Source organism: Streptomyces sp. NPDC059499, from assembly GCF_042749285.1.
In the GTDB taxonomy this organism is placed as follows: domain Bacteria; phylum Actinomycetota; class Actinomycetes; order Streptomycetales; family Streptomycetaceae; genus Streptomyces.
In genome coordinates this window covers 16,591-28,813 of the sequence record NZ_JBHYTT010000026.1, presented here as the reverse complement: position 1 = coordinate 28,813, position 12,223 = coordinate 16,591, and the positions used below count along the sequence as shown (strand labels likewise).

General features: G+C 71.9%; 10 protein-coding genes. 5 read left to right on the top strand and 5 right to left on the bottom strand.

All coding sequences use genetic code 11. From position 1 onward, the window contains the following. Positions 1-83: 83 nt before the first annotated feature. From ACFW9O_RS35230 to ACFW9O_RS35210, 5 genes are all read left to right on the top strand, one after another. Positions 84-1,019, top strand: a complete 936-nt coding sequence (locus ACFW9O_RS35230) for a diiron oxygenase (protein WP_384615112.1) — start codon at positions 84-86, stop codon at positions 1,017-1,019. A 38-nt stretch (positions 1,020-1,057) separates the two neighbouring features. Next, on the top strand, positions 1,058-1,837 hold the full coding sequence (locus ACFW9O_RS35225) for a TetR/AcrR family transcriptional regulator (RefSeq protein ID WP_384615110.1): 780 nt from the start codon (positions 1,058-1,060) through the stop codon (positions 1,835-1,837). 98 nt (positions 1,838-1,935) lie between these two features. Beyond that, positions 1,936-2,211 carry a hypothetical protein gene (locus ACFW9O_RS35220; RefSeq protein ID WP_384615108.1) on the top strand — a complete coding sequence of 92 codons (276 nt, stop codon included), beginning with the start codon at positions 1,936-1,938 and terminating at the stop codon, positions 2,209-2,211. Between the two features lie 72 nt (positions 2,212-2,283). Then, the gene (locus ACFW9O_RS35215) at positions 2,284-5,004 is read left to right on the top strand and encodes a PQQ-binding-like beta-propeller repeat protein (protein WP_384615106.1); all 2,721 of its coding nucleotides are present in this window, start codon (positions 2,284-2,286) and stop codon (positions 5,002-5,004) included. 152 nt (positions 5,005-5,156) lie between these two features. Further along, on the top strand, positions 5,157-6,317 hold the full coding sequence (locus ACFW9O_RS35210) for an NlpC/P60 family protein (protein ID WP_384615104.1): 1,161 nt from the start codon (positions 5,157-5,159) through the stop codon (positions 6,315-6,317). Positions 6,318-6,379: 62 nt separating this feature from the next. Here the strand turns inward: ACFW9O_RS35210 and ACFW9O_RS35205 are convergent, their stop codons facing one another. From ACFW9O_RS35205 to ACFW9O_RS35185, 5 genes are read right to left on the bottom strand one after another with little or no spacing between them, the layout of a single operon-like run. Further along, complete coding sequence (locus ACFW9O_RS35205) at positions 6,380-7,621, bottom strand: styrene monooxygenase/indole monooxygenase family protein (protein WP_351174930.1); 1,242 nt, start codon at positions 7,619-7,621, stop codon at positions 6,380-6,382. A gap of 42 nt (positions 7,622-7,663) precedes the next feature. Further along, entirely contained in the window at positions 7,664-8,314 is a 651-nt protein-coding gene (locus tag ACFW9O_RS35200; protein ID WP_351174928.1) for an ATP/GTP-binding protein, read from the bottom strand. Further along, entirely contained in the window at positions 8,295-8,708 is a 414-nt protein-coding gene (locus ACFW9O_RS35195; protein ID WP_329207468.1) for a DUF742 domain-containing protein, read from the bottom strand. Before ACFW9O_RS35195 ends, ACFW9O_RS35200 begins: the two co-directional genes overlap by 20 nt. Then, positions 8,705-9,184 carry a roadblock/LC7 domain-containing protein gene (locus tag ACFW9O_RS35190; RefSeq protein WP_351174926.1) on the bottom strand — a complete coding sequence of 160 codons (480 nt, stop codon included), beginning with the start codon at positions 9,182-9,184 and terminating at the stop codon, positions 8,705-8,707. Before ACFW9O_RS35190 ends, ACFW9O_RS35195 begins: the two co-directional genes overlap by 4 nt. Then, on the bottom strand, positions 9,181-12,183 hold the full coding sequence (locus ACFW9O_RS35185) for a nitrate- and nitrite sensing domain-containing protein (RefSeq protein WP_384615102.1): 3,003 nt from the start codon (positions 12,181-12,183) through the stop codon (positions 9,181-9,183). The genes ACFW9O_RS35190 and ACFW9O_RS35185 overlap by 4 nt, the downstream gene beginning before the upstream one ends. Positions 12,184-12,223: the final 40 nt, after the last annotated feature.

The following is a 12,223-nucleotide window of genomic DNA, read 5'->3' as shown; positions in this document are numbered from 1 at the left end:
TGCGCAAGGGATTGACGGCCTTGCTGACGAGCAGTCTCATAAGAGATGACCGCCGGTAACCCACGTGCGAGGTGCCCTCAGCCATGACGACCGTGACCGAGAAGGACGTTCAGGCGCTTCGTGACGCGCTCGGCCCTCTCAAGGACCGTGAACAGCTCGCCGCCCGCCTGCTCGAAGCCTCCGCCAAGCATTCCTTCGACCCCGACACCGAGCTCGACTGGGACTCTCCCGTCGAGGAAGGCAAGTGGTTCTGGCCGCCCGAGCTGGTCTCCCTCTACGACACCCCGCTGTGGCGGAAGATGTCCGAGGAACAGCGGATGGACCTCGCCCGGCACGAGGCGGCTTCGCTCGCCTCCCTCGGCATCTGGTTCGAGATCATCCTCATGCAGCTGCTCGTCCGGCACATCTACGACAAGTCGGTGACCAGCAACCACGTCCGCTACGCACTCACCGAGATAGCGGACGAGTGCCGGCACTCGATGATGTTCGCGCGCATGATCCAGTGGGGCAAGGGACCCGCCTATCCGGTACCTCCGCGCTACCACAACCTGGCGCGCGTGCTGAAGACCGTCTCCACCACCCCCGGTTCGTTCGCCGCGACCCTGCTCGGCGAGGAGATCCTCGACTGGATGCAGCGGCTGACCTTCCCGGACGAGCGCGTCCAGACGCTGGTACGCGGGGTGACCCGCATCCACGTCGTCGAGGAGGCCAGGCACGTCCGGTACGCCCGCGAGGAGCTGCGCCGCCAGATGGTCACCGCGCCTCGCTGGGAACGGGAGTTCACCCGGGTCAGCTGCGGAGAGGCGGCACGGGTCTTCTCCGTCTGCTTCGTCAACCCCCAGGTGTACGAGAACGTCGGCCTGGACCGCCGGGAGGCGGTCGCCCAGGTGAAGGCGAGCGGCCACCGCACGGAGGTCATGCAGACGGGCGCCAGGCGGCTGACGGACTTCTTCGACGACATCGGGCTGCTGAACGGTGTCGGACGCAGGCTGTGGAAGAGCTCGGGCCTGCTGGCCTGAGCGAACTCCCCTTCGCGAAAGGCCCTAGGCTTCGGAGCATGACGTCCGCCGCTGCTGCCCCGCCGACCCGCGCGTACCGAAGGCTCGGCGTCGAGGAGCGGCGCGCCCAGCTCCTCGGCGCGGCGCTCAGCCTCTTCGCCCACCGGGCCCCGGACGACGTGTCGCTCGACGAGGTGGCGAGTGTGGCCGGTGTCTCCCGGCCGCTCGTCTACCGGTACTTCCCCGGCGGGCGACAGCAGTTGTACGAGGCCGCGCTCGGGTCGGCCGCCGAGAAGCTGACGCTGTGCTTCGCGGAACCCGCCGTCGGCCCGCCCACCGAGCGGGTCGGGCGGGTCCTGGACCGCTACCTGGGCTTCGTCGACGAACACGACACCGGGTTCAGCGCGTTGCTGCGCGGCGGCAGCGTCGCCGAGACCTCGCGTACGACCACGATCGTGGACGGCGTACGGCGCGCGGCGGCCGAACAGATCCTCCTGCACCTGGGCAGGGGATCGGGTCCCGGTCTGCGGCCCGCCGGGCCCCGGCTGCGGATGATGGTGCGCACCTGGATCGCGGCCGTCGAGGCGGCCTCCCTCATCTGGCTCGACGAGGGGAAGCAGCCCGAGGCGCCCGAGCTGCGCGGCTGGCTGGTCGACCATCTGATCGGCCTGATAGCGGTGACGGCCGCCACGGACGCGGAGACCGCGTCCGTGGTGACGGACCTGCTGGGCCAGGAGACCGCCGACGGCCCCGTCGGACGGCTGGCGGCACTGGTGATCCCGGTGGCCGGCGAGGCGGCGACGCACCTGCTGCCCCCGGGACAGGCCGCAGGGGACTGAGGGCCGGCGGACGGTTCTCCCGGCGGGCCCCGGGGGTCTTCCTCAGCCGCCGAACGGGCCGAGGGGCCGCGTCCGGTCCTCTGGGTCACACTGGCACCGTGAAAAGCGAGAACACCCCCTTCACCGGCGGCCCCCTGGACGGCCGGGTCCTGCCCGTCCTGCTCGGCCCCACCGGACATCCGCCCAAGTGGTACGAGGTTCCCGTGCCGGACGCCGACGGCGGACCGGACACCGTGTACGCCTACCGGCGCGCCCCGTCCGGCTACACGAAGCGGCTCCGGCTGCAGCGCGGCTGGGTGTACGAGTACGTGCCCGATGGCCGGGAGCGCCGCACCCTCAAGTGGCCCTGGAACAAGCCCGGCAGCGGCGCCTGAGCCGGCGCGGGAACCGGACCAACTAAGATCGACGGTCAGGTGCCGAGGGCACGGTGACAAGGGGGGTGCGCCATGGAGGCGCTGCGTCAGGACGATCCACGCCACTTCGGGCCGTACACCGTGCTGGCACGCTTCCGTGAGACCGCGAGCACGGTGCACTATCTGGCCAGGGGCGCCGACGCCGACGACATCGCCGTGGTGGCCGCCGCCCGGCCCTCCCTGGCCGCGGTGCCCGCCTTCGGCCGCCGCTTCCAGTCCGAGGCCCGCACGGCCGAACGGCTGGCCGGCGGCTGGGTCCAGCCGCCGCTCGCCGCTCCGGCGGACGGCCTGTGGACCGCTGCTGCTTACGTGCCCGCCCTGACGCTCGCCGAGGCGATCGATCTCGCGGGGCCGCTGCCCGAGCGTGCCGTGCGGATACTGGGCGCCGGCCTGGCCGAGACCCTCTCCCGGGTGCACGCCACCGGGGCGGTCCTCCAGGGGCTCGCTCCCGGGACGGTGCTGCTGGCGGAGGACGGGCCCCGGCTGACCGCGTTCGGCCCGCTGGGCGCGGCTGCCGCGGCCGAGGCGAACGCGAGCGGGCAACTGTCCGTGCGGCTCGGCTACCTCACCCCCGAGCAGGTCGACGGCAAGGACGTGGGCCCGGCCTCCGACCTCTTCGTGCTCGGGCTCCTGCTGGCGTACGCGGCGACGGGGACGACCCCGCTCGCCGACGGCCCCGCCGCGGAGGCCGCCGAGCGGATCGCGCACGCCTCCGCGGAACTCGACTCCGTACCCGACGAGTTGCGCGACCTGATCGCGGGCTGCCTGGCGAAGGACCCCGCCGATAGGCCGAGCGCGGGTTCGGTCGCGGCGGAGCTGGCGCTGGAGGGCGCGGCTGGCCTCGCCAAGGGTGGCTGGCTCCCCGAGCGGCTGGCGGCGTCGGTGGCGGACCAGGCCGCGCGGGTACGGGCGTTGCGGGTGCCGCAGGAGGAAGCGGATCCGGACGCGGCAGCCGGCCCGGCAGCGACCGAACCTGCCGACAGGGCACCCGCTCCGGCATCCGGTCCCGCGGCACCCGCGGACGTACGGGACAGTTCCGCGCCCGAGGACGTCCGGCCCGTTTCCGGTCCGGCCGACGGAACCCCGGACGCCGCCGGCCACCGGCAGGGAGGACTGCCCGCCCCCGCCTCCGCCGACGGGGACGTCGGCGACAGCAGGACCACCCGTTTCCTGGGGACCGCCTCGCCCGCCCCGCGGACCGACCGGGCGACGACCCAGCTCGCCGTCCCGCGCGAACTGGCCGCAGGCCCGCAGGCGCAGCATCCGGAGCCCGTCCGGCCCGCTGCCCCTCCCGCGGCCCCTTTCCCTCCCTCCGCACCGGCCGCTCAGCCCCACACGTACACGTACCCTGCCGCCGCGCCGCAGGGCGCCCCCGCCCCGCTCCCGCTGCCCGTCCAGCCACCCGCGCCCGCGGCACCGGCAGCTCCCGCAGCGTCCCCGGCGAGCCGGCGTGCCCTTCTCACCGTGGTCGCCGCCGGAGCGGCAGGACTGATCGTCGGCGGGGGTGCGGTGGCCGCGCTCGGGTCCGGTGACGACGCCTCGGCCGCCGACGACAAGCCCGCGCCGAAGCCCCGCAGCACCCTTCCCGGGCAGGCGCCGGAGCCGAGCTGGATCTACACGCATCCGACCGCCGAGCCCGCACCTGTCACCTCCGGTGTCTGGGAGGACAAGCTGCTGGTGCTGACCGGCACGACCGGGGCGACGGGCATCGATCTGCGGACCGGGCGGAAGCTGTGGCAGCGTGCGGACGCCGCCGGCGCCCAGGCGGTGCTGGCCGCAGGCAAGGACCTCTGCTTCCTGGCCAGCCCCACCGAGTTCCTCTGGCTGTCCCCGAAGGACGGGCAGGTCAAGCACCGGCTCCGGTTCGTGGACCAGTTCACCGGCGTACCGAACATGAAGGTGGCCCCGCTCACCGGCCAGTCCGGCTCCGTCGTCTGGTTCACCGGCTCCCACACCGTCCTCGTGAAGGCCCCCAAGCCGAAGAAGGGCCAGAAGCCCGGCAAGGACACGCAGGTCGTCAAGGCGTACTTCTTCGCGTACGACATCGTCCTGCGCAAGGAACTCTGGCGCGTCGCCGTCCCCGCGGGCCGGTCCCCCGGCACTCCCGCCTACCGGCTGACCGCGGTCCGGGCCGCCGATCTCGTCGTCCGCCAGAACGCGGCGACGCTGACACCGGCCGATGTCACGGCAGGAAAGGGCAAGGCGTTCTTCCGCTGCTTCGACCGGAAGACGGGAAAGCTGCTGTGGACCCGGCAGTTCGGCGCGCTCACACCGGCCGGTGCGGTGCTCGGCGACGAGGAGGGCCGGCTGTACGGAGGGGTGGGCGACGACCTGCAGGCCTTCGATACGGCCACCGCGAAGCCGGTGTGGACCCTGAACGGCACGGCGGCGTCCGTGTTCGGCACGCCCGTTCCGGCCGGGAAGCTGCTCCACACCACGAATCGCAACCAGGAGGTCGGCGCGGTCGACCGGGCGACCGGGAAGCTGCTCTGGCGGCGCTCCACGGAGGTACCCCTCGGCGGCAACGCCCCCGCCCTCACCCTCAGCAGCGGCGCCAGGACCCTGCTCGCGGCGGACGCGTCGCAGGTGACCGCGTTCGCGGCGGCCGACGGGCGCCGGCTGTGGAAGTTCCAGGACATCGGGGCGCAGGACCCCAAGGGCGCCACGGTCAGCGCGCCGTACCGGGTGCTGGCCGCGGGGAAGGCCGTCGTCGTCCAGCGGGGCGCGGTCTTCTACGCGTTCCCGGTGGAGTGAGGCGTTCGGGCGTCCGCCGTCCGGGCGGTCCTCCGGGCGCCGCGCCCCGCGGTTCTTGCATCACCTGACACCGGATGACCGGATTGATGAGATCCGAGCATTTGTGGGGTAGTCCGATTTATGGGCGGCGCCCCGTCACCGGAGGTGATGTCGTGTCAGGCAGAGTCGCGCGCACGCTCTGCACGGCGGTGCTGGCCGCGGTCGTGGCCGCCTCCCCCGCCACCGCGGAACCGGCGGACCCGAGCACCGCACCGGCGGACCCGAGTCCCGCACCGGCCCCCGACGCCCCGCAGAGCGTCGCCGGGCTCCTCAAGCGGCTGCAGACGCTCTATCAGGAGACCGAGGAGGCCGGCGAGATCTACAACGGCACGGCCGAGGAGCTCAGGAAGCGGACCGCCGAGGCCAAGAAGCTGGACAGCGCTCTCGCCAAGGCACGGACGGTGCTGGATTCGAGCCGCCGGGATGCCGGACGCCTGGCCCGCGCCCAGTACCAGGGGCGCACCGACTTCTCCGTGTACATGCGGCTGCTGCTGTCCGACGACCCCGAGCACGCGCTGGCGCAGAGCCATGTGATCGAGCGTGTCCAGGCCGGCCGGTCCGCCGCGGTCGGCAGGCTCACGGGCGCCGAGAAGCGTGCCGACAGCCTGGCGACCAGGTCCCGTGCGGCGCTGGACCGGCAGCAGTCGCTGGCCAGGAAGCAGAAGCGGCAGCGCGACACCGTGCGGTCCCGGCTGAACCAGGTCGAGGGGCTCCTCGCCTCCTTGTCCGACGAGCAGATCGCCGCATTGGCGCGGCTGGAGCGGCAGAACATCGACAAGGCCCAGGACGAGCTGGTCGCCTCTGGGGCGCTGAGCTCGGCCCGCCTGCCGTCCGAGCAGGGCGGTGACGCCGTGCGGTACGCGATCGAGCAGATCGGCAAGCCGTACGTCTGGGGGGCGGAGGGACCCGAGTCCTTCGACTGCTCCGGCCTCACCTCGCAGGCCTGGACGGCGGCGGGGCGGATCATTCCGCGTACCTCGCAGGAGCAGTGGCGGCAGCTGCCGAAGGTACCGGTCGAGTCGCTGCGCCCCGGCGACCTGGTGATCTACTTCCCCAGGGCGACCCATGTGGCGCTGTACATCGGCGACGGTCTCGTCGTGCAGGCGCCCAGACCCGGCGCCACGGTCAAGGTCTCACCCGTGGCGTCGAACCCCCTGCTGGGCGCGGTCCGTCCGGACCCCGGCGGCGAGCCGCTGTCCACGTACACACGGCCGGAACTGCCCGACGACGCCTCCTCGGGACCGGACACGGGCTACGACGCTCCGGACGAGTGAGCCGGGCGCGCCCCGCCGTCGTGACCGGTGGGGCGGCCCGGCCGCCGTCGTACGCGTGGACGTCAGGCCTGCGCGCCCGAGACCTCGGCGAGGTACGCGTTCGTACGGTCGGGCTCGAAGAAGAAGTTGTCGAAGTCCGCCGGGTCGTTGAACCCGTTGGCGAAGCGGTCGGCGACCGGCTGGAGCTGACCGGCGGCACCGATCAGGTTCAGCACGTGCTCCGGCGGGACGCCGAGCATCGCGTTCGTCCACTTCGTCACGTGCTGGGCGGTGTCCCAGTACCGGTCGAACGTGGACTGCATCCAGTCCGCGTCGAACGCGCGGTCGCCATGCTCGATGATCGAGTCCAGGTAGGCCTTCGCGCACTTGGACGCCGAGTTGGAACCCTGGCCGGTGATCGGGTCGTTGGCCACGACCACGTCCGCCACACCGAGCACCAGGCCGCCGCCGGGCAGCCGCCCGATCGGCTTGCGGACGGTCGGGGCGTAACGGCCCGCCAGCGTGCCGTTGGCATCGGTCAGTTCGACCTTGGTGGCGCGTGCGTACTCCCACGGGGTGAACTTCTCCATGAGCTCCAGGGTCTTGGCGAGGTGCTCGGAAGGGTCCTTGATGCCCTGGAAGGCGTCGAGGGGGCCGCCCGGGATGCCCTCCCAGAACAGGATGTCCGCGCGGCCCGAAGTGGTCAGCGTCGGCATCACGAAGAGCTCGCCGACACCGGGGACGAGGTTGCAGCGGACCGCGTCGAAGTCCGGGTGCTCCGGGCGCGGGCCCATGCCGTGGACGTACGAGACGGCCAGCGCGCGCTGCGGGGCGTCGTACGGCGAACGGGAGGCGTCCCGCCCGAACATGGAGACGAGCTCGCCCTTGCCCGCGGACACCATCACCAGGTCGTAGGTGCGGGAGAAGTAGTCCAGGTCGGAGACGGCCGCGCCGTGGATGACGAGCTGACCGCCGCGCTGCGCGAAGGTCTCCATCCAGCCGGCCATCTTCACGCGCTGGTCGACGGACTGCGCGTAGCCGTCCAGCTTGCCCACCCAGTCGATGGGACGCGAGGAGTCGGGAGCGGCGACCGAGACACCGAGGCCCTCGATCCGCGGCGCCTGCGACTCCCAGAAGTTGAGCTGGAGGTCGCGCTCGTGCTGGAGAGCCGTGTGGAACATGCACTGCGTCGACATGACCCGGCCGGACCGGATCTCGTCCGCGGTGCGGTTGGACATGAGGGTGACTTCGTACCCGCTGGACTGCAGTCCAAGGGCAAGCTGGAGACCGGACTGGCCGGCTCCGACTATCAGAATCTTCCGCATCGCGGTTCTCCGTTACGTGTAATACGTGGGTGCGTCTGGCAGTTACGCGGGGGTGACGTCGAGCGCGTGCCCCACGAGGGCGAGCAGCGATTCGACGACCGTGATCCTCTTACGCGCATCCATGATCACAACAGGCACGTGCGGCGGTACGGTCAGGGCCTCCCTGACGTCACTCTCCTCGTAACCGGTCGACCCCTCGAAGTGGTTGACGGCGACGATGTACGGAAGACCGCAGCTCTCGAAGTAGTCGAGCGCCGGGAAGCAGTCGGCGAGACGCCGGGTGTCGGCGAGCACGACCGCACCGATCGCGCCACGCACGAGGTCGTCCCACATGAACCAGAAGCGCTGCTGGCCCGGTGTGCCGAACACGTACAGGACGAGGTCCTCGTCGAGCGTGAGGCGGCCGAAGTCCATCGCGACGGTCGTGGTGACCTTGTCGGGCGTGGAGGTGAGGTCGTCGGTCTCCTCACTGGCCTGCGTCATCATCGCTTCGGTCTGCAGAGGGGTTATCTCCGAGACCGAGCCCACGAAGGTCGTCTTGCCCACACCGAAGCCGCCCGCGACCACGATCTTGGTCGCGATCGGCGCACGCGTGTGGTCCAGCTGCCAGGCCTGCACCGACTCGTCGGGCTGGTCCCGAGGCCCCGGCTGACGCGGGGTGAAGAGCGGAGCCTCAGAGACGGCGGAGTCCATTGAGCACCCTTTCGAGCAGTGCGCGGTCGGGCTGACCGGTTCCGTGACCGGTTCCGTACACGCGGATCTTTCCCTGGTCGGCCAAGTCGCTGAGCAGCACCCGGACCACACCGAGCGGCATCTTCAACAGGGCCGAGATCTCCGCGACCGTACGCATACGACGGCAGAGTTCGACGATGGCACGGAGTTCCGGCATCACCCGCGAGGCGAGGTTGCCGTTCGTGAGTTCGCGGCGCTCCTCGGGGGCCTCCAGCGCTGCGACGAACGTCTCTACGAGCAGGACGTGGCCGAAGCGGGTACGGCCGCCGGTGAGGGAGTACGGGCGGACCCGTGCGGGCCTGCGGTCGGACCCCCGGACGGGGAGCTTGCGTACGGGTTCAGCAGCAGAGGTCACTGGTCGCTCTCCATCGATTTGCGCAGTTCACTGCGGAGTTCGGGGGTGAGTACGTGTCCGGCGCGGCCGACGAAGAGCGCCATGTGGTACGCGACGACGCTCATGTCGCAGTCGGGGGTGGCGTGCACACCCAGCAGGGAGCCGTCACTGATCGACATGACGAAGACGCTTCCCTCGTCCATGGCGACCATCGTCTGTTTGACGCCGCCGGCCTCCATCAGCTTCGCGGCGCCGACGGTCAGGGAGCCGATGCCGGAGACGATGGTGGCGAGGTCGGCGCTCGAGCCCTTGGGGCCCTTCTGCCGCTCGGCCGGCTTGGCCGTCGCGAGTCCGGGGTCGGAGGAGAGCAGCATCAGCCCGTCGGACGAGACGACGGTGACCGAGTGGACCCCTGGCACCTCCTCCACGAGATTGCTCAGCAACCAGTGAAGGTTCCGGGCCTCGGTACTCAGCCCGAACGTGCTGGGCGCAGTCAACTGCGTGCCTCCTCGACTGTGTCCCCCGTCTCATCGAATCGACCATCGGTACGGTCGTCCAGCTCAGTGTGGTCGGTCTGTGGGGCGCTCCCGGCGCCGTCGCTCCCGTCGGTGCCCCCGGCGATCTCGGCCTCGACGTCGCGCCGGCCGTCCCTCGCACCCTGCTGGAAGCCGCCGAGCCTGCGGCGCAGGGCGTCCCTGTCCACGCCGCCCTTGCGCTCCTTGACGGGCGCCGCGACGGGGGTGACGACCTTCGGGGTGCGCTTGGGCAGCCCCTTGTCGGTGAGGGGCTCCGTGATCGGCTGCCGCGGGCCCGGGAGGACGTCGGCGGCGGAGAGGGGGTCGGTCTCGGGGGCGGCCGGGGAGGCGGCGGGGCTCGTGTCGGCGGCGCGCTCGTGGCTGTCGGGTCCGATGGCGTACGGGCCGGGCGCGTCCTGCGGCACCGGCAGCCGGACCTGCATCGTCGTCTCGGACTCGGACTCGGCGTGCCCGGAGGCATCCGCTTCGGGCCTGTCGCTCTCGGGGCCACGGCTCTCGGGCCCGTCGGACGCGGGTACTGCCGGCGCGGGTTCCGCGTCCGTGGGCTCGGCGTCCGTGGGAACCGCGTCCGTGGGCTCCACGTCCGCGGGTACGGCGTCCACGCTCTCGGTGGGCGCGGTCTCGGCGGGCGCCGTCCCGGCATCCGCGGCTTCCGCGGTCTCATCGAGCGCGGCGGGGGCTGCCTGGTCGCTGTCCGCGCCTGCTTCAAGGACCGTCCGCTCGGCGGCGGCGATCAGCGGGTCCTCGGACACGGGCGCCGAACGCGGCGGCAGCGTGTTGGAGTTGGCCTCCGCGACGGAACCCGGCAGGTTCAGCGCGGGCGCGTCCCCGGGCATCTGCACGGCTGGTGGTGACGAGGCGGGCGGCGCCTTCGGCAGCAGGGCCTCCGGAAGGACGACGACAGCTGTCACTCCGCCCCCCTTCTGCTCGCGCAGCTGTACCCGTACACCGTGGCGTGCGGCCAGCATCGACGTCACCTGCAGCCCGAGTCCTGCCCCGTCCGCGGCCTGTTCACCGGCCTCGAACGATGCCGGGTCGGCCAGCCTGGCATTGAGCTCGCCCATCCGGACCGCCGACATGCCGATGCCCTCGTCCTGCACGGAGAGCATCACCTCCCCGGACTCCAGCAGCCAGCCGGAGAGCTCGACACGGGAGTCGGGGGGAGAGAAGGACGTCGCGTTCTCCAGGAGTTCGGCGACCAGGTGGCTCAGGTCGTCGGCGGCGAAACCGGCGATCTGGGAGTGCGGAGGCAGGGACTGGATGGTGACCCGCTCGTACCGCTCGATCTCGCTGACGGCCGCACGCAGCACGTCGACCAGCGGGATCGGCCCGCCGTGCCCGTGCCCGTGGTCGGTACCGGCGAGGACCAGCATGTTCTCGCTGTGGCGCCGCATGACGGTGGCCATGTGGTCCAGCTTGAAGAGCGTGGCGAGGCGCTCCGGGTCCTGCTCGCGCTCCTCGAGTCCCTCGATGACACCGAGCTGGCGCTCGACGAGACCGAGCGTGCGCAGGGAGAGGTTGACGAAGGTGTGGTGGACCGTGTTCCTCAGCTGCGCCAGCGCGGTGGTGAGCTCGGCGACCTGCGTCTGCAGTTCGGCGCGCTGGGCAGCGAGTGTCTCGCGGTTCGCGATCAGTCCGCCGCGCTCGTTCTGCAGGCTCTCGAAGCGGCCGGCCGTCTCGTGGTGCAGCCCGTGCAGCTTGCTGTGCAGGGTGTTGATGGACCGCACGACCTGGGCGAACTCGTCGTTGCGCCCGGTGTAGCGGACCGGCTCGGCCGTCTCGGGTTCGGCGGCGAGGCGGGCTGCGCCGATCCGCAGGACGGCGAGCGGCTGGGTGAGGGTGCGTGCGACCGCGGTGGAGACGCCGACGGCGATCAGCAGACAGCCGCCGAGCAGCGCGATGCGCAGTTCGAGCGCGGTGACGTCGTCGTCGCGCAGTTGTTCCAGGCTCTTGATCCGGGCGGTGCCCAGCGCGGACTCGACGCCCCTCATCCGGTCGATGCGGGCGGAGAGCGCGGAGCGGGCCTTCTTGCGGTCGGTCCTGCGGTCCGCCTCGGACAGCTCGGGGCGGTCGGTGAGCCGGGTGAGGTACTTCTCCGCGCTGTTGACCTCGGGTCCGGTCACGGTGGACGCGAGCTTGTCCCGGGCGGCCGGGCCGGCGGCCTGGTCGAAATCGGCGAGCGAGGCGAGTTCGCGCACCCGGGCCTGCTGGGCGGCGGCGCTCAACTCGTCGCGGTTGCGGTCGTTCTCACCGCCGCCCTCGTCCTGGGTCTGGACGGGGAGCCCGGTGAAGGGGTCGATCTGCGGTTCCGCCGGCTCGGTGCCGGGCACGGAGAGCGCGGCAAGGAGCAGCCCCCGGGTGGCGGAGGCCTGCTCGACGGCGCCACCGAGGGCGAGCGGTGCGCGGGTGGCGTCGGCGGCACGGGGCGGGGTGCTCTCGGCCAGCTCGTCGGCGAGGTCGTGGAGCTTGGAGATGACCTCGGAGTACGCCTGGTGGGCCTCCAGCGCCGAGCCCTTGCCCGTGAGGGCGTCGCGGCGCAACGAGGGGATGGTGGAGAGGTCGCGTCGCAGGGCCGCGGGGGCGGCTGCCCTGATCTCGTCCACCTGCTGGTCGACGCGGGCGGCGGGCACGCGCCCTGCGTCCTTGGCGTCGTCCTCGTCACGGCCGGCGGCGATGTGGGCGGTGACGTCGTCGCGTTCGTCGGCGAGGGAGTGGGCAAGCGTGATGGCCTGCTGGTTCAGCTCGGCGAGCGTGACCAGTCGCTGGGACTCGTTGAGATCGGAGGACGCGCCGAGAGCCGCAGGGGCGCCCGCCGCGATGACGGTGATCCCGACGACGGCGACGCCGGCGACGAGCCGACTGCGCACCCGCACGGTCCGCTTGTCAGCACCCGCTGCCGGAGGCGTCGCCCCGGAACCGTCGCGCGTGCTGTCCTTGCTCCGAGGCCGCTTCTTCTGCACCGGTGCTCGCAATCTTGACTCGTCCACCCTTGAAGCAGAG

Bases quoted from the DNA above. Each gene is read 5' to 3' on its own strand.
- ACFW9O_RS35205 (WP_351174930.1), bottom strand. From the start codon at position 7,621: ATGCGGAAGATTCTGATAGTCGGAGCCGGCCAGTCCGGTCTCCAGCTT.
- ACFW9O_RS35225 (WP_384615110.1), top strand. From the start codon at position 1,058: ATGACGTCCGCCGCTGCTGCCCCGCCGACCCGCGCGTACCGAAGGCTC.
- ACFW9O_RS35230 (WP_384615112.1), top strand. From the start codon at position 84: ATGACGACCGTGACCGAGAAGGACGTTCAGGCGCTTCGTGACGCGCTC.
- ACFW9O_RS35200 (WP_351174928.1), bottom strand. From the start codon at position 8,314: ATGGACTCCGCCGTCTCTGAGGCTCCGCTCTTCACCCCGCGTCAGCCG.
- ACFW9O_RS35215 (WP_384615106.1), top strand. From the start codon at position 2,284: ATGGAGGCGCTGCGTCAGGACGATCCACGCCACTTCGGGCCGTACACC.